Origin of the sequence: Erythrobacter sp. LQ02-29, assembly GCF_022576075.2 — a bacterium.
Taxonomy (GTDB): Bacteria; Pseudomonadota; Alphaproteobacteria; order Sphingomonadales; family Sphingomonadaceae; genus Alteriqipengyuania.
The window spans coordinates 806,599-827,734 of record NZ_JANCNT010000001.1 but is presented as its reverse complement, the minus strand read 5'-3'; the positions used below and the strand labels follow the sequence as shown (position 1 = coordinate 827,734).

19 protein-coding genes and 1 pseudogene are annotated in these 21,136 nt (G+C 62.1%); 12 read left to right on the top strand and 8 right to left on the bottom strand.

Features of this window, described 5'->3' with window-relative positions; all coding sequences use genetic code 11:
* Positions 1-15: 15 nt before the first annotated feature.
* From rpe to MKP08_RS04105, 5 genes are all read right to left on the bottom strand, one after another.
* Complete coding sequence (rpe, locus tag MKP08_RS04125) at positions 16-681, bottom strand: ribulose-phosphate 3-epimerase (RefSeq protein WP_241555005.1); 666 nt, start codon at positions 679-681, stop codon at positions 16-18.
* Positions 682-788: 107 nt separating this feature from the next.
* Positions 789-1,100, bottom strand: coding sequence for a cytochrome o ubiquinol/quinol oxidase subunit IV (locus tag MKP08_RS04120; RefSeq protein WP_241555004.1), 312 nt, complete (start codon positions 1,098-1,100; stop codon positions 789-791).
* Positions 1,097-1,726 (bottom strand): cytochrome c oxidase subunit 3, encoded by a 630-nt coding sequence (locus MKP08_RS04115; RefSeq protein ID WP_241555003.1) that lies wholly within the window; start codon positions 1,724-1,726, stop codon positions 1,097-1,099. The genes MKP08_RS04120 and MKP08_RS04115 overlap by 4 nt, the downstream gene beginning before the upstream one ends.
* A complete protein-coding gene (locus MKP08_RS04110) occupies positions 1,723-3,789 on the bottom strand; it encodes a cbb3-type cytochrome c oxidase subunit I (protein ID WP_241555002.1) in 2,067 nt (688 codons plus the stop codon). The genes MKP08_RS04115 and MKP08_RS04110 overlap by 4 nt, the downstream gene beginning before the upstream one ends.
* Positions 3,786-4,640 (bottom strand): COX aromatic rich motif-containing protein, encoded by an 855-nt coding sequence (locus MKP08_RS04105; RefSeq protein ID WP_241555001.1) that lies wholly within the window; start codon positions 4,638-4,640, stop codon positions 3,786-3,788. Before MKP08_RS04105 ends, MKP08_RS04110 begins: the two co-directional genes overlap by 4 nt.
* 173 nt (positions 4,641-4,813) lie before the next feature.
* Here MKP08_RS04105 and MKP08_RS04100 point away from each other — a divergent pair, with 173 nt between their 5' ends.
* Positions 4,814-7,105 (top strand): FdhF/YdeP family oxidoreductase, encoded by a 2,292-nt coding sequence (locus tag MKP08_RS04100; RefSeq protein WP_241555000.1) that lies wholly within the window; start codon positions 4,814-4,816, stop codon positions 7,103-7,105.
* 195 nt (positions 7,106-7,300) lie between these two features.
* On the opposite strand, the pseudogene MKP08_RS04095 reads toward MKP08_RS04100, so the two are convergent.
* Positions 7,301-8,656: pseudogene (locus MKP08_RS04095) on the bottom strand (type I restriction-modification enzyme R subunit C-terminal domain-containing protein); the annotation flags it as partial.
* Between MKP08_RS04095 and MKP08_RS04090 the strand changes: the two are divergent.
* From MKP08_RS04090 to MKP08_RS04060, 7 genes are all read left to right on the top strand, one after another.
* The gene (locus MKP08_RS04090) at positions 8,646-9,680 is read left to right on the top strand and encodes a hypothetical protein (protein WP_256969992.1); all 1,035 of its coding nucleotides are present in this window, start codon (positions 8,646-8,648) and stop codon (positions 9,678-9,680) included. The pseudogene MKP08_RS04095 and the gene MKP08_RS04090 sit on opposite strands and share 11 nt — an antisense overlap.
* 176 nt (positions 9,681-9,856) lie before the next feature.
* Positions 9,857-10,543, top strand: a complete 687-nt coding sequence (locus MKP08_RS04085) for a hypothetical protein (RefSeq protein WP_241554997.1) — start codon at positions 9,857-9,859, stop codon at positions 10,541-10,543.
* Between the two features lie 42 nt (positions 10,544-10,585).
* Positions 10,586-11,341, top strand: a complete 756-nt coding sequence (locus tag MKP08_RS04080) for a hypothetical protein (RefSeq protein ID WP_241554996.1) — start codon at positions 10,586-10,588, stop codon at positions 11,339-11,341.
* Positions 11,342-11,646: 305 nt separating this feature from the next.
* Positions 11,647-12,291, top strand: a complete 645-nt coding sequence (locus MKP08_RS04075; protein WP_241554995.1) for a hypothetical protein — start codon at positions 11,647-11,649, stop codon at positions 12,289-12,291.
* 73 nt (positions 12,292-12,364) lie between these two features.
* Entirely contained in the window at positions 12,365-12,931 is a 567-nt protein-coding gene (locus tag MKP08_RS04070; RefSeq protein ID WP_241554994.1) for a hypothetical protein, read from the top strand.
* The gene (locus MKP08_RS04065) at positions 12,931-13,281 is read left to right on the top strand and encodes a hypothetical protein (protein WP_241554993.1); all 351 of its coding nucleotides are present in this window, start codon (positions 12,931-12,933) and stop codon (positions 13,279-13,281) included. Before MKP08_RS04070 ends, MKP08_RS04065 begins: the two co-directional genes overlap by 1 nt.
* Positions 13,278-14,471 (top strand): DUF4417 domain-containing protein, encoded by a 1,194-nt coding sequence (locus MKP08_RS04060; RefSeq protein WP_241554992.1) that lies wholly within the window; start codon positions 13,278-13,280, stop codon positions 14,469-14,471. The genes MKP08_RS04065 and MKP08_RS04060 overlap by 4 nt, the downstream gene beginning before the upstream one ends.
* Here MKP08_RS04060 and MKP08_RS04055 read toward each other — a convergent pair.
* A complete protein-coding gene (locus tag MKP08_RS04055) occupies positions 14,418-15,227 on the bottom strand; it encodes a hypothetical protein (RefSeq protein WP_241554991.1) in 810 nt (269 codons plus the stop codon). The two genes, MKP08_RS04060 and MKP08_RS04055, sit on opposite strands and share 54 nt — an antisense overlap.
* Positions 15,228-15,600: 373 nt before the next feature.
* On the opposite strand from MKP08_RS04055, the gene MKP08_RS04050 reads away from it, so the two are divergent.
* From MKP08_RS04050 to MKP08_RS04040, 3 genes are all read left to right on the top strand, one after another.
* Entirely contained in the window at positions 15,601-16,269 is a 669-nt protein-coding gene (locus MKP08_RS04050) for a hypothetical protein (protein ID WP_241554990.1), read from the top strand.
* A gap of 238 nt (positions 16,270-16,507) precedes the next feature.
* The gene (locus MKP08_RS04045) at positions 16,508-17,890 is read left to right on the top strand and encodes a ribonuclease H-like domain-containing protein (RefSeq protein ID WP_241554989.1); all 1,383 of its coding nucleotides are present in this window, start codon (positions 16,508-16,510) and stop codon (positions 17,888-17,890) included.
* A complete protein-coding gene (locus tag MKP08_RS04040) occupies positions 17,887-18,429 on the top strand; it encodes an AAA family ATPase (RefSeq protein ID WP_373418066.1) in 543 nt (180 codons plus the stop codon). Before MKP08_RS04045 ends, MKP08_RS04040 begins: the two co-directional genes overlap by 4 nt.
* A 55-nt stretch (positions 18,430-18,484) precedes the next feature.
* Here MKP08_RS04040 and MKP08_RS04035 read toward each other — a convergent pair whose 3' ends face one another.
* A complete protein-coding gene (locus tag MKP08_RS04035; protein WP_241554988.1) occupies positions 18,485-19,543 on the bottom strand; it encodes an adenylosuccinate synthetase in 1,059 nt (352 codons plus the stop codon).
* 87 nt (positions 19,544-19,630) lie between these two features.
* On the opposite strand from MKP08_RS04035, the gene MKP08_RS04030 reads away from it, so the two are divergent.
* Positions 19,631-20,827 (top strand): hypothetical protein, encoded by a 1,197-nt coding sequence (locus tag MKP08_RS04030; RefSeq protein ID WP_241555529.1) that lies wholly within the window; start codon positions 19,631-19,633, stop codon positions 20,825-20,827.
* Positions 20,828-21,136: the final 309 nt, after the last annotated feature.

Sequence of the window (21,136 nt, the reverse complement as noted above, 5' to 3'; positions counted from 1 at the left end):
GATCGGCCACCTCGCTCAACGCGCATCCCCCCGCAGCGCCGCAATGTTCGCGGCGTAGCGGTCGGGCCCACCGGCGAAAGCGGCGGAGCCAGCCACCAGCACGTCTGCCCCCGCATCGACGCACTGGCGCGCGGTGTCGCCATTGACCCCGCCATCGACCTCCAGCCGGATGTCGCGCCCCTCGCGCTCGATCATCTTGCGCACCGCCTCGATCTTCTTGAGCTGGCTGACGATGAAGCTCTGCCCGCCGAAGCCGGGATTGACGCTCATCACCAGCACGAGGTCGATCTCGCCGATCAGGTAGTCCAGCATCTTCGCCGGGGTACCGGGATTGAGGGAAACGCCCGCCTTCTTTCCCAGCGCCTTGATCGCCTGCACCGTGCGATGGACATGCGGGCCGGCCTCAGGATGGACGGTGATGACGTCCGCACCCGCCTCGGCAAAGGCTTCGAGATACGGATCGACGGGGGAGATCATCAGATGCACGTCGAACGGCTTGTCCGTGTGCGGGCGCAGCGCCTTCACCACGGCGGGGCCGATGGTGAGGTTGGGCACGTAATGCCCGTCCATCACGTCGATGTGGATCCAGTCGGCACCGGCTGCGTCGATCGCGCGTACTTCCTCTCCCAATGCCGCGAAGTCGGCGGACAGTATCGAGGGAGAGATCAGCGGTCGGGTCATATACTCGCGCACCGGTGAAGCGGGATATGACCGAATGCCCTAGCGAGGCGAGGCGCACTCCGACAGTCGAGCCCCGCTCCTTTTCCACATCGCGGAACGGTGGGGGATCACATCATGCGGGCGTGGAGGTCGAACAGGATCCAGATCGTGCCGCCGACCATCATCACTATTATCAGGCTTGTGAAGAGTATGAGCTGGAGGTCGTGCCGGTGCGACCGGTCGAGGTCGATGTGCAAGAAGTACCTGAAATGCCACGCGATTTGCGCCAGCGCGAGCAGCGCCAGCCCGCCCAGCGTCCAGCCGCGCGGCAGGTGCAGCAACACCACCAGCGCAAAGCTGGCGGCGGTCAGCACCACCGCGCCTGCCAGCGCCAGCCAGCTGTCGCGCAATTCGCGCCGTTCGTCGTCGCGTTCGCTCATCCAACTGCCCCGAACAGGAAGACGAAGGTAAGAATCGCGATCCACACCACGTCGAGCAGGTGCCAGAACAGCGCGAGCCGCATGATCCTGAGCCGCACGAGGTCCTCCAGCGCCTCGCGCCCCAGCTGGAACGCGAGCACCGCCATCCACACCAGCCCCGCCGAAACATGCAGCGCGTGGGTGCCGAGCAGCGTGAAATGCGCCGACAGGAACCCGCTGCGCTGCGGCACCGCACCCTGGGCCGCGAGCTTCGCGAAATCCCACGCTTCCATCCCGACGAAGGCGAGGCCGAGCACGGCGGTAACTGCCAGCCAGCGGCGCAGATGCGCGCGCCCCGGTCGATATTTCAGCGCCACGGTGGCGAGCGACATGGTGAAACTGGAAAGCAGCAACAGCCCGGTCTCGATCGCGGCGCTGGGCAGATCGGCCACCCGCGCTGGCGTGGGTCCGCCCGCGATCCCGTGCACGCTCATCGCGGCATAGGTCGCCAGCAGCAGGGCGAAGATCACCAAGTCGCTCATCAGGAAGACCCAGAAGCCGAAGATCACCGGCTCCGCCGCGCGGTGTGCGCCGGGGTCGACATGGCCGATATTGATACCGGGATGGAGGTTCTTGCCCGCGCTCATGCCAGTGGCTCCGCCCGGCCGGTGTTCGCCGCCGTGAACTCGATCTCGCGCGGCACCGCCCGCGCCATTCGCGCCCGGCTGAGCCATGCCTCGTTCGCTTCGCGAACCGTGGCCGCGGGAATGGTCCGGGTCGTCCGGCTCTCGAAACTGCGCGCGACGAGGAAGCCCCACATCGCGACGAAGCCGACGATCGCCATCCACCAGATGTGCCAGACGAGGCCGAAGGCGCAGGCGATCCCGGCCATCCCAATCAGCGTGGGCAGGCCGGTATTGCGCGGCATCTCGATATCCGCGTAGTCGCCATCCTGCGGCGCATAGGGGTCGCCCTCGCGTTTCTCGCGGGCGAAGGCATCGATGCATTCGACCTGCGGCAGCCGGGCGAAGTTCCATTCCGGCGGCGGCGAGGGCGTGAACCATTCGAGCGCACGGCCGTCCCACGGATCGCCGATCGGCACCGCCAGCCGGTCGCGGTGGCGGGTGCTGACGACCAGCTGCACCACCAGCGCTACGAAGCCCGCGAACAGCAGCGCGGCACCGACCAGCGCGACATAGAGGAAGGGCTCGTAGGCCGGATCGTAGGTTTGCGAGGTGCGCCGCATCGCGCCCATCAGGCCGAGCGAATAGAGCGGAGCGAAGGCGGCGAAGAACCCCGCGGTCCAGAGCCCCCAGGCGATCCGCCCCCAGCGTTCGTCCAGCCGGAAACCGAACGCCTTGGGAAACCAGTACATATAGCCCGCGATAAAGCCGAACAGCGTGCCGGGGATCAGCATGTTATGGAAATGCGCGACCAGGAACAGCGAGTTGTGCATCGCGAAATCGGTCGGCGCGTTGGAGAGCAGGATGCCGCTGAGCCCGCCGACCACGAAGGAGAACAGGAACGTGATCGCGAACAGCATCGGGGCGGAAAAGCGGATACGCCCGCGATACATGGTGAGGATCCAGTCATAGACCTTCACCCCGGTAGGAATGCCGATCAGCATGGTGGCGAAGCCGAAGGCGGCGTTGACGTTCGCGCTCTGCCCCATGGTGAAGAAGTGGTGCATCCACACCGTGAAGCTGAGCACCGCGATGCACATGGTCGCCAGCACCAGCGAACGATACCCGTACAGCCGCTTGCCGGAAAAGGTGGAGATGACTTCGGACCAGACCCCGAACGCGGGCAGGATCAGGATGTAGACTTCCGGATGGCCGAACAGCCAGAACAGGTTGGCATAGTTCATCATGTTGCCGCCCGACCCGTTGGTGAAGAAATGGAAGTCGAGATAGCGGTCGAGCGCCAGCAGGCTGCTCGCCACGGTCAGCGGCGGCAGCGCGAAGACCATCAGGATGGCGGTGCACAGCGCTGTCCAGCAGAACAGCGGCATGCGCATCAGATGCATTCCCGGGCAGCGTTCCTTGTAGATCGTGACCGCGAAATTGATGCCGGTCAGCGTGGTGCCGATGCCTGTCAGCATGACCGACCAGATCCAGTAATCGACCCCTTCGCCAGGAGAGAACGCGAGTTCGGTGAACGGCGGATAGGCGCTCCACCCCCCGGTCGAGAAATCGCCTACCGTCAGGCTGACCATGATCAGGACCGCACCGGCCCAGGTCAGAGCCAGGCCGACCGCATTCATGAAGGGGAAGCTGAGGTCGCGCGCCCCGATCTGGAGCGGCAGGAGGTAATTAATCAGGCCCGACAGGAACGGCATCGCCACGAAGAAGATCATCACCGTGCCGTGGGTGGTAAACAATTGCCCGAAATGCTGCGCACCGACCAGATCGGTCCCGCCGCCCGCGGCCATCGCCTGCTGGGTGCGCATCACCATCGCCTCGGCGATGGCCCGCGCCATCATGATGAAGCTGATCACGATATACATGATCCCGATCCGCTTGTGATCGAGGCTGGTCAGCCATTCGCGCCACAGCCAGCCCCAGCGCCCGGTCCAGGTCAGCAGGGCGACGATCGCGATCGCGACGATCACCACCATGCACGAGGCACCGGTGGCGATCGCGTTCGACTTGATCAGCAGGTCGCTCCATTCGAGCCGCCCGAAGATCCAGTAGGAGAGGCCCGAGCTCATCGCACGGCCTTTGCCATGTGGTGCGGGGCGGACCCGCATTCGTACTTGCCGATCACTTTCGCGAACAGGTCCGGCTCGACTCGCCCGAACACGAGCGGACGCGTGGTAACGGACGGCTCCGCGAGTTTGGCATAGCGCGCCACATCGAGCGGCGGAGCGGACCGCGCCCGCGCCGCCCACGCGGCGAATTCGCGCGGCGGCAGGGCGCGCACGCGAAAGCTCTGCCGGTGGAAGTCGACGCCGTTATATTGCGTGTTGAGCCCGCGAAAATCGCCCGGCGCGTCCGCCGCCAGATGCAGTTGCGTGCGCATCCCCGCCATGGCGTAGATCTGCCCACCCAGCCGGGGAACGTAGAAACTCATCATTGGGCCATCCGCCGTCAGGTCGAAACCGATGTCGCGCCCGGCGGGCACCACCAGTTCGTCGACCGTCGCGATGCCCTGTTCCGGGTAAATGAACAGCCATTTCCAGTCGAGCCCGACCGCCTGCACCGGCAGCGGCGGCGCGCCTTGGGGCACCCCCTGCAGCGCCAACGGACGATAGGGATCGATCTGGTGCACATTGATCCACAACACCGCCGCCAGCACCGCCACCACCAGCACCGGCACGCCCCAGATCACCCATTCGATCCGCCGGTCGAAATCCCAGTCGGGTTTATAGTCGGTGCTGTTGCGCGAGAGGCGATAGCGCCACAGGATCCACGGCAGAGCCAAGAATACCGGGACGATCACGATCGCGACCAGCGCGACGACGATCATGAAATGGTCGCGCTGGACCTGCGCCACCGGGCCGGCGGGATCGAGCATGCCGCCCGAATGCACCTGGGCGCAGCCGGTTAGCGCGATAAGCAAGGTAAGCGAAGAAAGCCTGCCGGCCACGGCGGATCGCAGTCGCGGCTCTGGCGGCTTTCGCATCATCGTCAAACCGCGCTACAGTGCGCACGGTTCCGGGGCAAGACGGCGAGGCGGAACGGCAGACCGAACCGACCATTCCTGCTACTGGGCAGGCAGACGAGGGCACAGGCATGAGCGACAAGGCACCCGAGGCGAAGGAATACGACCGGCCCGCGGGCGGGTGGGGATCGGTCAAGAGCCTGATCAAGAGCGAGCTGCGCGATCGCGCGGGGCCGGGCGCGCTCGAAACGCTGCGCCGCCAGAACAAGCCGGGCGGGTACATGTGCAGCTCCTGCGCCTGGGTCAAACCGCCCACCCCCCATACCTTCGAATTCTGCGAAAACGGCGCGAAGGCGACGCTGTGGGACCTGACGAGCGCGCGCTGCACCCCCGAATTCTTCGCGAACCACACCGTCACCGAATTGCGCGAATGGTCGGGCTACGAGTTGGAGATGGAAGGTCGCCTGACCCATCCCCTGCGCTACGATCCGGAAACCGACAAATATGTCGAGGCGAGCTGGGACGAGGCGTTTGCCGCGATCGGGGCGAAGCTGAAGGCGCTCGATCCCAAATCGGTGACGTTCTACGCCAGCGGCAAGGCGGCGCTGGAGCCCAGCTATCTCTACGCGATCTTCGCCCGCGCCTATGGTCACAACAACCTACCCGACAGTTCCAACATGTGCCACGAGACGACCTCGGTCGGCCTCAAGAAGGTCATCGGATCGCCGGTCGGCACCTGCACGCTGGAAGATCTCGAGCATTGCGACGCGATCTTCTATCTCGGCCAGAACCCCGGCACCAATTCGCCGCGCATCCTGCGCCCGCTGCAGGAAGCGGTACAGCGCGGGTGCAAGATCGTGGTCTTCAATCCCTTGCGCGAGAAGGGTCTGGTCGAATTCGTCGATCCGCAGCACCCGGTCCAGATGACCGTCGGCAAGCCGACCAAGATGCACCACCAGTACCTGCAGGTGCGCCCCGGCGGCGACATCGCCGCGCTGATGGGGGTCATCAAGCGGGTGCTGGAACGCGACGCCGAGGCGGAGGCGAAGGGCCGCGAAAGGATCCTCGACGAAGCCTTCATCGATCAGCACACCACCGGGCTCGACGAATTTCTCGCGACGCTGAAGGACACGAGCTGGCCCGAGCTGGAGCGTGCCTCCGGCGTCACCCGCGCCGAGATGGAGGCGGCGGGCGACGTCTATTGCAACGCGAAGAACGTCATCGGCATCTACGGCATGGGGCTGACCCAGCATGTTCACGGCGCGCAGGGCATCGGGATGCTGGTCAACCTGCTGCTGCTGGGCGGCAATATCGGGCGGCAGGGCGCCGGGTGCAGCCCGATCCGCGGCCATTCCAACGTGCAGGGGCAGCGCACGGTCGGCATCACCGAGAAGGTGAAGCTCGCCCCGGTGGAGAAATACCGCGAACTGCTCGACCTCGAAACGCCGGAGGAGGACGGGCACACCACGGTCGAATTCCTAGAAGCGCTGCTGGCGGGGGAGAACAAGGGCTATATCGGGCTCGGCGGCAACCTCGCCATGGCGGTGCCCGATCACGCGGCGGTCCACGAAGCGTGGCAGCGGATGGAGCTGACCGTCCACGTCGCGACCAAGCTCAACCGCACGCATCTGATTCCGGGTAAGGAAAGCTGGCTGCTGCCCTGCCTCGTGCGGGCCGAGGAGGACCTGCGGGCCACCGGCAACCAGTGGGTGAGCATAGAGGACAGCTTCAGCCATATTCACGGCTCCATGGGCAAGCGGAACCCCGCGAGCGAACATCTGCTGAGCGAAACCGCCATCGTCGCCGGGATCGCCGCCGCGACCATCTCGGGCAACCCCAAGCTGCGCTGGCGCGAATGGGCCGACGACTATTCGCTCATCCGCGACCTGATCGCGCGCACCTGGCCCGACCAGTTCCACGACATGAGCGCGCGGATGATCCAGCCGGGCGGCTTCTACCGCGGCAATCCCGCACACGAGCGCATCTGGAAGACCGAAAGCGGGAAGGCGGAGTTCACCGACCCAACCGTGCTGAACGCCTGCGGCGTGGGCGACGCGCAGGGCCGCTATCACCTCGTCACCCTGCGCTCCAACGATCAGTTCAACACCACGATCTACGGCCATTCGGATCGACTGCGGGGGCTGGAGGGCGACCGCATGATCGTGCTGATGCGGCCTGAGGACATGGTCGCCGCGAACCTTGCGGAAGGCGACCGCGTCTCGCTGATCACCGACACCGGCCGCGACGCCGAACCGACCCGCGCGGTGGAGGGGCTGACGGTCGTGCCCTACGACCTGCCCACCGGCACGCTGGCGGGCTATTTTCCCGAGCTCAACCCGCTGGTGCCGCTGTGGTATCACGACCAGCTGTCGAAAACCCCGGCCAGCAAGGGCGTGCCCGTCCGGATCGAAAAGACGGCCTGAGCGCGGGCGGCGAACCGAATTCGTCCCGAGCCGCTGGCGCACCCGACAGGATTCGAACCTGTGACCTCTGCCTTCGGAGGGCAGCACCTAGTGCCGAAAATGGCGGAAAACCGACGTTTTCACGGCTAGAATCTGCGGAACAATGGACGAACAAAGCAAGAATAGCGATTGTTTTCGCCGGAGTTTCGCCGGAGCTCAGCGCGCAGCCGATTGGCCCTCCGAAAACAGATGCCTCTGAATATTCAAAAAGGCAGAGCGGATGTCGCCGGTCGATCCGAGCTTCCTCTTTGCATCATTCATGCTGCCATACCGGCTGCGTATGAAGTGGCTTAGGCGCTGCGTGTCGAGTTCGCGGATGCCGTCCTTGGCGTAGGAGCCGAGGACGTAGTCGAGAAACTCGCGCATCTCTTCCTCGTAGCCATCCATACCCGTTGCCTTCGCCGTTTCGACGCGTTCGGCCCGGGCTAGAGGTGCCAGGGTGAAGCGGATGTAGCCGAGCACGTCGAAGATATCTGAGTTCGGCGCGTCGATCAGGCGGCGCATGTCCGCGAGGCGCTCGCGGTCGTAGCCCATTTCAGTCAGGCGCTGGAGAAAAGCGTTACGGCGATCGGGATCACTCCATATCTCGCGCAGTTCGTCTTCGCTTGTAACCAGCGTGCCCAGATCGCCGAACAGATGGTCCATGAACTCCTGGGCCGTAATGGGCCGGCCGTTGAACATGTATGTCGTCGCGGCGACGTAGCGGATCTTGCGCTCCTTGCCGTCGGCCAACTTCACGATGACCTTCTCGGTCGGCTCCTTCGGCTCTTCGGGATCCTCCGCATCGTTCGGCCCATCGGGACCGCCAGGACCGGGAAGCGGAGGTCGGGGATCCGCAGGGTCTTCCGGTTCGCCGTCCCACTCAGGGTCGTTGAAGTGCTCATAGGCTTTCACGAAATCGTAGATCGTGAAGAAGTCCTTCCCGTCAAACGTGCGAGTCCCGCGGCCGATGATCTGCTTGAACTCGATCATCGAGTTGATCGGCCGCAGCAGCACGATGTTGCGCACGTTGCGCGCATCCACCCCGGTCGACAGCTTCTGCGACGTTGTCAGGATGGTCGGCAGCGTCTTCTCGTTGTCCTGGAATTCCCGCAGGTGCTGCTCGCCCAGCTTGCCGTCGTCTGCCGTCACCCGCTCGCAATAGTGCGGGTCCGGATTGTCCTTGATCTGGTTGATGAAGTTGCGGACGCGCGCGGCGTGGTCCTGCGTGGCGCAGAAGACCAGCGTCTTCTGGCGCTGGTCGATCTGGTCCATGAACTCCTGCACGCGGCTCATCTCGCGCTCGTCGATGATGAGCTTGGTGTTGAAATCGGCTTCCTTGTATTCCTTGTCCGGGTCGATCTCGCCCGCGATCACCTCGTCCTCGTCGCTGAAGGTGTAGGTGTCCATAGTGCTCGCCATCTGGCGCACCTTGAAAGGCGTCAGGAAGCCGTCGCCTATGCCCTCTCTCAGCGCATAAGTATAAACGGGCTCACCGAAATACTTGTAGGTATCGGCATTGGTGTCACGCTTCAGGGCAAAGGCTCCCGTTGAGCATCCTGGCAGGCCACAGCGAGAGCAACGCGGCTCGGCGCCGGACTCGCGCCAGCTTTCCGACACCCAACCATTCTCTTTCGATGCGGTGTTTCCTCATGACCTCCGAGATAAGCCTACGTCTAATCTTTTGGGGATGCCGCCTCGTGCCAATGGAGGTGCCGATGAGCACGCTGCGGTCGAGGGGGATGCGGCGCCGACTTCAATAGTCGAAGGCACACGGAGCAAGACCATTCAGCCTCAGCGTGGCGACACGCCGATCGCCGCTGCTAACACGACCAAAGAGTCTCCGAAGCCCAAGGGCACGGAAGACGAAGCCTGGGCTCTCGATCTCATCGCAAATGGCAAGCTTCGAAAAACCGTCATTTGCCCAATGTCGGACGAAAAGGTGCTTGTCTGTGGACCGGATTCCGACACGCGCACGATCGCTCTGGCGGGGCTTTCCGCCAAGCTTGCAGCTGACCTACTGGTGCTCGCCGACACACAAGAGCTCGAGATGCAGCGAATGGCTAATTTCATCGCCCGCAACTCAGCCCAGCTCTCCGTGGAAAGATGGAGAGAGGCGCTGCCCAAATCCGAGACCGGAATGGAAATGGGCGAGATCTTCGATCGCTGGTCTGAGAATGCCGACTTCCGTCGAGCAGTAGACAAAGTGAAGATGCTGCCGGTCTTGGACGAAACGGATGCTCAGGCTCGCGACGAACACAAAAAGGCGTTTTTCATGCTCATGTTCAGGGATCCGGAAGCCGGAAGCCTGCTCGACCGATTAGCCAATCGGACGGCATCGTCTGGCGCCAAACAAATCAATGAAATCAGTTCCAATAACTGCGCCGGGCCCCACAACGATGCTGCGATAGCGCCGGCGGCTCCGGTTGGCGAAGGCGCTAATGCGGCCGATGCGGCTGAGAAACCTACATCGACAACTCCGGCTGACGCCAATCCGCCATTGCGCAAGCCATATCGCGAACCATTCAATCCGTTCGAGCAAGGGCGGGATCTATAGCGAGGCCCAGCTGATTTTTGGATCTGCATCTGCAACGGACGCCGTTTTCTACTGTCCCCTTCTTTGCTTCCTCGTGCCACCACACTGGGAAAACTCCATCCGGCCAGCGTGGCTGTCCGAGGTCGGTTGGAGAGGGGAAAATTCCCTCGGTCGGCTTCGCGACACGAGGTAAGTCCATGAAAAGTTCCGAACAGCAGCCGGAAGTATCCGGCAGCACCGAAGCATGCCCGGCAGATGAGCGTATCCTTCGCCCAATCCGTGACCGGAACGACTGGCCGCGCACAGCGCCAGAAGGAGAGGCAGTCCGGCGGGTGTGCTCGCTCGCGATCATCCGCGATCCCGGCGAAAGCAGCCCGCGATCCGCTATTCGTTCGACCGCCATCTTTACCGTCCGCCGCGAACGAAAGAGTGGCGCAAGGTTCGCTGTCGATCACCGTGCGTTCGATCGAACAGAGAACCGAGCCGATATTCTCGCAGGGCTGGCAAAACGCATTCCGACCAATGCGACATTGATCGCGCGGGCTTCCCGCACGTCGCAGCATTACCTGCGGCATGCATTCGCCGCTGGTGGACCGTTGCCGCCAGCAGACTTGCAACTGCTGCAACGGAACCGCCCGGACCTCGATATCCTCCCGCTCGAATGCGCGAACAGCGTGCTGGAAGAGATTGCTGCCGCATATCGGATTGAGCGCGCCGGCCCCGGTTCGAATGTCCTGTCACGATCGCGCAGGGCACCGGACGAAGCGCAGTGCCTGTGGACAGCGTTTTTGTGGTCGCAATGTTCGCCGCACCAGCGGACATCGCTCGCTGCCGCCTGGCAGGCATGGCGAGCAATCGAGCGAGCGCGCCCACTCCCCTTCTGACGAAGCGTGAGGATGCCAACACCAAGCGAAAGGAAAAGCAGAATGGCAAAAACGTATATCGCGCTCGACGCGGAATTTTACTGGGACAAGCACCTCTACAAATTACATCAGGCCATGGATCCTGATTCCAATCGTCACGCGGTCGCGGTGAAGCGTGTCATGGCTGCAGCTGCGTTCCAGTTTACCATCGACGAAGAAGGTCGGGTGAGTACAGGCGAAGTTGGCAGCTGGTGCGAACGGGACTGGGTTGACGAGGCTGGCGTGGTCACCAAGGTCTTCGATTATCTGCGTGCGAACGACGACAAGCCCGTCATCACCTATGGGGGACTGGCGACCGACGTGCCGATCCTGCTGCACGCTAGCATAGCGCATGGTCTGCGGCTGCCGCCGCAGCTCATCGACCAGCCTGGGCGAAAAGGTCAGCGCCCTCATCTCGACCTCGGCTTGATGATGAAAGGTGGCGGTAAAACGTGGACCCACCTCAGCCAACTTTTGCTTCGCATGGGCGTGCCTTTCGACCTTGTCGCAGCGAAGTCCAGCGTTCCGCGGCCGGTCAGCGATGGAGCATGGCGGAACCTGCGCGATCACGTCGAGCTGGACTGTCTTCTGCTGGCCATCGCGAAGATCGGATGGTTGGTTGCCCAAGGCACGAATGGCCTACGGCTAGAACCTGCCATCGTGACGCTGGTCGAGGGGTTCTTGCGACGACGTCCAAACCACGGGCTGGCTGGCGAATTGCGGGCGTTCGTTGCTGGCCTGCACAGCAAGATCGCCGAGGCTTTCGACGATGCGGCTTGAGCCATCACCCTACATATGCGCCGGACCGGAGAAATTCGGACATCTCCGGTCCGGCGCAAAGAGCAACCAGTTTCCGCTGATGCGCACAGGTGCCGGTAACCATTTCTTAAACCGTCCCATGGCAAAGCAGTGTCGCGATGCAGCGTGCCGGGACAGAACCCCGAGCCGGAGACCTTAATTCGAGTCGCGCTAACCCTGTGAACCGCATGAAACCCGTGCGCGTTCGATTGGCGCTCGAGGTCGCGAAACGACATGTTCGACACTGCTGTCCACAACCGTGGTCTCGCTCGCCCAGCGAGGAAACCATGGCGAAGGCAACTGCTGGCAACAGCAATAAAAACAAAACATCGCGGAGCGCCTGTCCGAATTCGGGCAGCGCCGCGCATACATCAACGAATAGCGCGACACGCTCTTATCTCACGAAGCCGCAGGTTCGCGCAGCAATTGCGACGATCGACTTTCGGGCAAATTCAAAGCTCATGCGAATGGCGCGCTTTCGCGCTCTCACCGCCGGCATCGACGCGGAAGACATCCTGCAGGAAGCGATCCTACGGACGCTAACCTCACGCAGATGCCCTGCCGGACTCAAGATGGAGTATTTCTTGATGGGGGTCATGCGTTCGATCGCCAGCGCGATCATTGCGAAGCGCTACAGGGACGAGGCCTGGTATTGTAACGAACTCCACATGGTGGTGTCGCCTTTGGCACCAGACGAAGCCTGCGAAATCGCCGAACGCTCCGATGCATGGCGGAAAGCTCTCGACGACGTCGTCGCAGGTTCGCCGGAGATCGAAAGGGTGGTCGACGGCATTGACCAAGGCCTGTGCGGAAGTGCGCTCGCCGAATTCGCCAATACAGACCGAGCCCGGCTCGCATCATTGCGAAAAGCGATCAAGCGCAGGGTCAATGGTGTCTGCGTCGAACTGATAAGATTGGGCGAGGCGGCCTGAGTAAACGAACCGATACACTCTTGACGGATAGCCCACACTCACTTATCTCACTTCTATTAGTGAGGATTGTGAAATGATTCGACATCAGATGCTGGCTAACCCAGCAGGCAGCACAACACTGGCCGGCAGCGCCATGGGACGGCAGATGCTTGCTCAGCTAATCGAGAAGACGGCGCCGGTGGCAGAACCCACCCTCGCCTTCCTCGATTTTGCTAAGGTGGACATTGCGACGGGGTCGTTTCTCCGCGAGGCTGTCATGGGCTTCCGCGATTTCTGCCGCAACGCAGCGGGCATGATTTACCCAGTGGTTGCCAATGCTAATGCGACCATTGAGGAAGAGCTTGCGACCTACCTTCGCGGTCGCAACGACGCCATTTGGGCATGCACGCTCGACACGGACGGCACGACCAACGACCCGCACATCCTTGGCGAACTGGATTCCGGGCAGATGAACACCATTCAACTTATCGCCGCGCATTATCCGATTTCCGCGCCAGACCTCGCCAAGCTCCGCCCCGACGACAAAATCGGCACGACCGCATGGAATAACCGACTGGCAACACTGTCCGCCAAGGGCATGCTGAAGGAAATACGACACGGTAAGACCAAGCTGTTCAGCCCTGTAATGGAGGCGAACTGATGGGCGCCGATTTTATCCGCGAACAGTCCGGCCAGCCTTGGCGTAAGCGCTGGAAGAATGGTGTGGACAGGCTCAAGGAGCCGGGTCTTTTCGATGTGCGGTTTGGGGCGCGACAGCGCACCATCACGGCTGACATAGACCCAGGCATGAGCGTGCAGGCTGGCGACGAGCTCGTGGTGCAGTGCGGGTCCGGCAACGCAATGGTGTGCCGGGGGCAAAGCCGCATCGGTGCCGTCAACGGCCTGCCATCCGATATGCACACATCCATTGTTGAATGCGGCGGTGTCGCCCTTGGGATCGTTGAACGGGTCAGTTTGTTCGGCAACAGCGCGGAGCTTCGGTTGCAATGAAGAATGTCAACAACCGTTCGCTGCCCCGCCTCGTGAGCAATGCGCAAAGTCTGTGGGACGATGCTACGACCATGTCCTGTTCGCTGGGCTGTGTAACCTGTATTGACCGCGCCATCTGTGGTGGTGCTCATAACGGTGCCAGCGTCTTCGATTGCAGTGATTACTGCCGCTGCGAGGACAAGGCCACCTGTGACCTCGTCTGCCGGGGCAAGCCGAAGCAGTTCGTGGCTCGCCTGAGGGAAGTTGATGGGCTGGAGTTGGCGAACGTGCCCCGCGCTCAAGTCGTGCCCATCGCGGCACTGCCGCCCATGGTCCCGTTGATCGAACATGCTACCGCGCGCGTCGGTAGGCTAAATTCTCCGATTGTCGCGCTGCCGCTCTATGCGCTTTTGGACATCGAAACGGGCACGCTACGCTATTCCGACCGCGCAGCGCTGAGCAAGAAGTTCGGCATCGACCCGAATGCCCGACTGGTGGTTTCCGGGGTGGCGCGGGACAGGAAAATCGAGCGCTACTGGTCGGCAAAAAACAGGCCCGCTATGCTTCAGGCGCTGGCAGCCCTCGACATCGCGCTGATCACACCTCCCAATTTTAGCGTGCTGACCGATGTGCCCCGCACCGATAACCTGCATGCTATGAAGCGCATCTTGATTGCGACGGTCGAGATGATGCAGGCGGGGCTGCCGACTGCCTTGCATCCCAACGCGCGCACGGAACGCGATTATGAGCGCTGGGGCGACTTGATCGCCGAGCGCCCGGAGATCCAGTACTTAGCCTTCGAGTTTGCGACCGGCGCAGGCCGTGGCGAACGGTTGGATTGGCATGTGGCGCAGCTGACTGCGCTTGCCGCGCGCGCCCCGCAACCGCTGGGTTTAGTGGTTCGCGGCGGCATCCGCGCGCTTGAACCGCTGCGGGCAGTCTTCGCATCGGTGACGATGATCGATACCGATGCATTCGCCAAAACATGCTATCGGCAGGCCGCCCACTTCCGTCCCGATGGGAAGTTGGTCTGGCGCAAGCATCCGACCCCACCTGGCGCGCCAATCGATGCGTTGCTGCAGCAGAATGTCGCGACGCTTCAAAGTAGCCATATTATCATGGCGCGCAGCCACGCCGAGAAACGGCGCGAAGCGATGTCAGAGGGCTTTCGCGCGCCAGATTGCGCTGATCGTCATGCCCGCAAGATCTGACGTATGACTAAGTCTCTGATCACCATTGAGGGGATCATACGTCGGACAAAGCATAAGCGCGTGATCGCCGGAGCGGAAGCGAAGCTCCGCTCGGTCAGTCACCATGGATCGGCAGAGCTGGACGAAGCCCTGCCCACGACCACTTGCCGAAGGGAAGCGCGACACACCGGTTTTGATGGCCTCGGCCAGTGCCGCCCCCGCATCTGGCAGATGCGCGTAATCGGGATTTTGCCGTAGCGTCTCCAGCACACCCATGCCCCGATCCGCCACTACAAACTCGAAGGAGCGATCCGTGACTGCATAGGCAACAAGCCCTGTGTGGGCCGCGCCGCTATGCTCGTAGATATTGTCCTGCATCTCTCCCATCGCCCCTATGAGCGACGCAACGAGCCCAGCGGGAAAACCACGAGACTTCGCGGTGTTCTCCGCATGGAGCAGCCATTGCTGCCAGACTGGATCACCGGTCTCTACAGGGTTTTGAAAAGGAAGTGGGAAGGCTCCGGCCTGATCGTTAAAGCCACCGCCGAATGGCTTACCCGTCGCCCATGCCTCACGAACTTGGGAAGCGAACGCCCCCGCGAACGAAATAGATTCGTACTCACTCGGGAATTGCCGAGCACCTGCCAGCAACTCAATGAGTGGGCCGATGCGCCCCGAGTTCTCAATCAGGATAGAACCGTGGCCCCGCAACCTTCCATGCGCTGCCTCTCGCAAGAGATCATCAATGTCCGAGAACTGGGCCGGAAGGGCGTGCATCAGCGTCTAATATCACGAAGACTTTGTCAGCTCCTACCCTTCTTTCAATCAACGATTATCCGGAACTACGACCGCGCTGCGCCAGCAGCGATAGGGCCTGCGACAGGTTGGACAAGGAAGCTGCAACAGACAACGTAGATCATACGAAATCTCGCATGACTGGTTGGACCGGCGTCATAGCCCGAAGTCGGGCGGCGGAGCGTGACAGTCGACTAGTATGGGGGATCTCGCGCGACTCCTTCGGTCCGGTCGGCTCGGTGCGCAATCCGAGCGATGTTGCTCGAGTCGAAGGATTAGGCTTGAGCGATACCGTCACATAGTTATGTCGAGAGGAACTATGCAAGATCGGTATGCGGGAGACGTCGGGGATTTCGTGAAGATCGGGCTGCTCCGTGCGCTCTCCCCCGGACTACGTCTAGGAGTGGCTTGGTATCGATATCCGGACGAGGGTCACAATGACGACGGGAGGCATGTTGCCTATCTACAGGATCCTGATCGCTGGCGACACTTGGACGCCCCGCTCTTCGACGGGCTCCGGGCCATGGTCGCGAAGCGGCGCAGCGTCCGCGCCATTCAGGAAACGGGGCTGCTCGACGCCGTATTCTCGGACGAGGACCTCGACTTGCGACGGACCCCGGCGGCCGGGCGATCACAAGAGCGCGGCAGGTGGTTCGAGAACGTGCTGGGCGCGCTCGACGGTTGCGACTTAGTTTTCGCCGACCCCGACAACGGGCTGACCGACGACGAACCCGTGCGCCGTCGTCAATATTCCTTCGGGAAGCGCCTGCCGCTGGGTGAGGCGCTCGCCTTGGCGGAAGGTCGGACCGCAGTAGTGTATCATCACAATAGTCGTTTCAAAGGCGGGCACGATCTCGAGGTCGACCATTGGGCGGAACATCTCGGCGCCGGGACAATGGCGGTGCGGGCGAACGCCTACAGCTGCCGCACTTTCTTCGTGGTCAACCCGACCGCGACCATCCGCGATCGAGCGGAGCGGTTTTGCCATGATTGGCGAGATCACAAGGTGCGGCTTCATCGCTGAGATGTGAGGGAGGTGCTCGATGAAGACTGTCGACCGTCTTCGACAGGGCCCCCCATGCAGAAATACCTACGTGACGAAAGACATCGACATCTTCCTTCGCCTACAGGGCTAAACGGGTCGATATGCCCATAAAACTCACGGCCCTAACTTGCCTCCACGTTCGCGTCGGCTACTATCTGGACTCGGTGATCCTTTATTTTTTCGGCTGCGGCCCGAACCGCGTCGGCGAAGCTGCACGATGTCTTTTGATCTCTTCCCAGAATTGAAAATTCCAGATGGATGCGACTTAGACCTTCCCGTGATAATGGAAGAGCCCGCGCGAAAAAGGACGCGCCCGTCTTCCAGCCGCGACCTAAGCCGACTCTTCGAACATCCAACGGACATCCTCTTCCTCGACATCGAGACGACCGGTCTGAGCCGCTACTACGATCACGTGACGCTCATTGGATACGCGATCGGCGGGGAGTATGGGGTCGTCCTCGCCGGACAAGATCCTAAGCCGTTCCTAGACGCCTTGGGACGTGCCCGCAGCCTGATCACTTTCAACGGCTCCGGATTCGACCTTGCCTTCCTTGAGGATATGCTGGGCGATGTGGCCTGGCCTCGTCATCATGTCGATCTGCGCTTCGCGTGCCGCGCCGCCGGCCTTTCGGGTGGTCAGAAGGAAATCGAGAGGATCCTTGGGATCGACTGTCGGCAGGGCCTGGATGGTGTCGACGGGGCCGCTGCAGTCGTGCTCTGGCATCGCTACATGCGAGGGGACTTCCCGGCGCTCAGGGAGTTGATCGAATACAACCGCGCTGACGTCGAGGCGATGGGTCGGATCCTCGACCATCTCGTCTCCTGGCACGCGTCTCCCGACCTCTTCCGCAAGGCCGACGGTCTTCGTGAACTTTGCAGACGATCCTTCCGCAAGACCGGACTCGCTTGCGAGGACTCCATTTTACCGTCCCCACCCGTCCACCTCCGCCCATCGGTGGGTTTCGCCGACCTCTTCGCCGGCACAAATGCCGAGGATGCAACGGTCGTCGGCCTAGACCTGACCGGCTCGGCGGAGCGTCCGTCGGGATACTGCGTCCTGCGGGGCCGCGATGCCGAGACGCGGACGATTTCGGACGACGACGCGATAGTCGATGCCGTCCTCGCGGCCGAGCCGGACCTCGTCTCGATTGATTCACCGTTGTGCCTGCCCGTCGGGCGTACGCGAGTATCCGACGACGACCCGAGGCGGATCGAGGCCGGCATCATGCGGATCAGCGAGCGGATACTGAAGAAGCGCGGCATCAACGTGTATCCCTGCCTGATCCCCAGCATGCAGAAGTTGACCGAGAGGGGGATCGCACTGGCCGATCGCATCAGGCGACGAGGCGTCCCGGTCATCGAATGCTATCCGGGTGCTGCCCAGGACATCATGGGGATTCCTCGCAAAGGTGCCGGGCACGAGTGGTTGCAACTCGGCCTGTCCGAGTTCGGGGTCCGAGGCCAGTTCGTCGACGTGTTGCCGACCCATGACGAACTCGACGCCATCACCTGTTCCCTCGTCGGTCTGTTCCACATCGCTGGTCGCACCGAGGCCCTTTGTGGTCCCGGGGAGCAGCCAATGATGGTCCCGACCTTGTGAGACGCGAACCGGTAATCGTGGTCAGCGGCCAGGTCGCCGCCGGGAAGACGACCTTGGGCGAGATGCTGCGTGCGCGCGGACTCCAGTATGCCAGGGTCAGCCAGGCCATCGGCAGACGATGGGGATCGACGGAAGGAGGGCGACCGACACGAGATTGGTATCGGGAGATGGGATTGAAGCTCCATCGTGAGGTCGGACAGGAAGTCCTTTGCGAGGAGACCCTGCGGCTCGTCGACGACCACGAGGCGGGCTTCGTCGTCGAAGGCGCCAGATGGCACGAGGACGTCGCTTTCTTCAGGAGGAGATTCGGGCCCCGTATGGTCCACGTGCATCTGACCGCTCCAACGGACCTACGCCGCCAGAGGTTCGAGGGTCGCGAGAGCGGCGGCGACTTCGACGAGGCGGAAGCCGACGAAGTCGAGAGCGAGGTCAACGCGCTCGCCGGCCATGCGGACATCCTGTTCGAGAATTCCGGCGAGACGACCGACCGGCTCGCGGCGCTTGTCGATGAGATCATCGGGGAGGAAGGGTCAAAATAGCTTTTGGCACGGCGATGCGCGCCGCTGCGGACACCTGCCCGCCCGAGCGTTCGGCTCAGCTCGTCGCCAGGAAGTGCACGTTGTCGGTCGCGGGTCGGTCGACAACCGTCCGCTCATCGGTCCCGATCCAATCGACTCTCCGACCTATGGAGCGCTCTAGATCGGACACAAATCTCAGGGCTTCGTCGCTGAGTTCGCCTGACCTGACCGTCCAGTCCACGTAGTCGAGATGGTTCAGCACGATGCGGGTCGGACCATTCGCCGCGATAGCCCTTCTGACGATATCGGAGTCAAATTCGCCGACCCTGCGTATCTTCCCCGTCACCGTGGTGCGTTCCGACAGTTCTCTATCGGATCCACTATCCCGGGTGATGGTAGACCAGTCGATCTCGTTGGGCAGTTCGCCTGACCGACCACCGACCCTGATGGGGTGGCAGCGTATGACCATGGTGACGTCGTCGACCTCGGTTACGGGCGTCCCGGCCTCCGTCGCGAACGCGGCGGCTGTCGTGTCACGGCTCGTCACGAACGGCCAGTCGCCGAAGTTGAGTGATAGCCCGAAGCCCTGTGTCCCTTCCACGACGACACGTTCGCGACGTGCTAGCCTGCTTGTCAGGACCTCGTCGGCCGAGCCGATGAACGATGCGAGTTCGGGCACGATGTCGACCCTCGGGCTCGGCAGATCCAAAGCATCGGTTGATCGGGCGACGTTTGCCATGACGGCCCCGCCGGTTCCCGATCCCGTGGAACCGATGGCGGCGCAGAGGCCCGCGTCGTTCTCCCAGGCGCGATGGGTCCTGCAGATGAGCTTCGCGCGCCTGTCTATAGTGAGCCGGTCGGGACCCAGGCCGAGAAGGTCAATCTCTTCGAGCAAGACCTCAGCATCGATATAGGAGGCTGCGGGGAGCACGATTCTCGCGCCGTCTATGGCCGCAGCCGGTATTTGTCTAAGAACTCTACGTCGACCTTGGGAGTCGAAGGCCGTGTGGCCCGAGTTGGATCCCCCGACCCTCACCGCAGTCACCGGTTCCCGTGAACGTCGCGCGACCTCGAGGGCGATCTTTCCCTTACCTTCAGAACCGAATTGCCCGCCGACCACTATTGACACTGGCATGCTGGGTCTCCTCCTACTAACGTCCACGCGGTGACGGGACTAAACCGGGCGGGTTGTCTTAAACAGCAATAGGGAATCGAGGTGGGGATGGCAATCTCTAGGCTCTGCAAGAGGAAGGTTGGCGCATCGATGCGAAAGATGGACATCGGCACCGATTCTCAAGCATTGACAGACGAGGCCGCGGAGGAACTCTTCAGGCAGTTCAAGTCCAGCGACCCGCTTCCCCATGTTCCGTCGGCGCTGCTAAATTCTGCACATGTAGGGGACTACCTGCGGACCGTGGCGATGGTGTGGCCATACGATCTGACCCGTCGTAAGGCGGCTTCCTACGCAATGCGGGTCGGACACCACATCGCATACCATGATCCCGCAAACACAGCTGCCGATCCATACCGCTCCCTCAACGAAGGAGAGACCTTCGAGCTTCCGCCCAACTCATTGGTATACGTCAAGACTCTCGAGCGCTTTCAACTTCCCGACTATCTAGCGGCGCGATTCAACCTCCACATCGATCTCGTCCACAAAGGGCTACTCCTCGGCACCGGACCGGTCGTCGACCCCGGTTTCATCGGACACTTGGTCGTTCCGCTGCACAACCTCACTCGAAACACCTACACTATGGAAGCGGGCCAAGACCTCATCTGGGCGGAGTTCACGAAGACCTCGATGATGCCCGCATGGACCGGTCCGAAGGGTGTCAGCAGGGAGTCTGCTCCACTTTCCGACTACGTCGCGTTCGACAAGGCGAAGTCCGACCATGAGATGTCCTGGTATATTAACAAAGCGACCAAGTCGGCGCAGCCAGGTGGCAAAGACGCGGATTTTCCGGCTAACTCGATCCCGGAGAGAATGGCCATTTCGCAGACGGCCGCGGAACAGGCGAGCACGGACGCAGCGGCAGCCAAAACGGCTGCAGAGCAGGCGAGAGGCGCCGCCGAAAGGCTTAGAAACGTGGGGGGCGTGGCTTTGGTCGTCCTCGTCATAGGTCTTGTTGCCGTTTTCATCGCGACCTTCCAGCTCGTTAGTGCGACGCAGTCGATGGTAAGGGAGGAGCGCGAAGCGGCGGCTGACGGCAGGGTGGCGGCTATCGATCTTGAGCGTGCGGTGATGCGGGCGGAGATCCTACTTATCAACGCTTGTGAGGAAGGGCCCCAAGCCCTGTCGACCGAGAGACGCGAGCGCATATCTGCCGCCCGCGCCGACGCGAATAGTATTGCTCGCACAGGTGGTGTGAACGTCCCGTTCCCTGAAGAAGAAACCGAAGGCTTCACCTGTCCAATCTGATCTGATTCAACAGCCAAGTAGGTGGGGCATCGATCGCCGGGACGACTTGCGATAGTGCCCCCGGCCGCCGCTGACCGAACATAATGCCGCTCGGGATTATTGGGGACTGGCCCCGCTAGTCGTTCTCACATCCGAGATGCTCGCGTCGAGAAATCTAGAAGCTGGTTCGACAAGTCGGCAGGTCATTTTTACGTGCGACTTGAGCAATCTCGCGAGAAAAATCTCAGCCAACACAAAAAAGGCTTGGGAAATCTGAAACCGCATCCTTTAAGCTCAAAGATGCAGATCCAGATCTTCTCGAGCGACAGA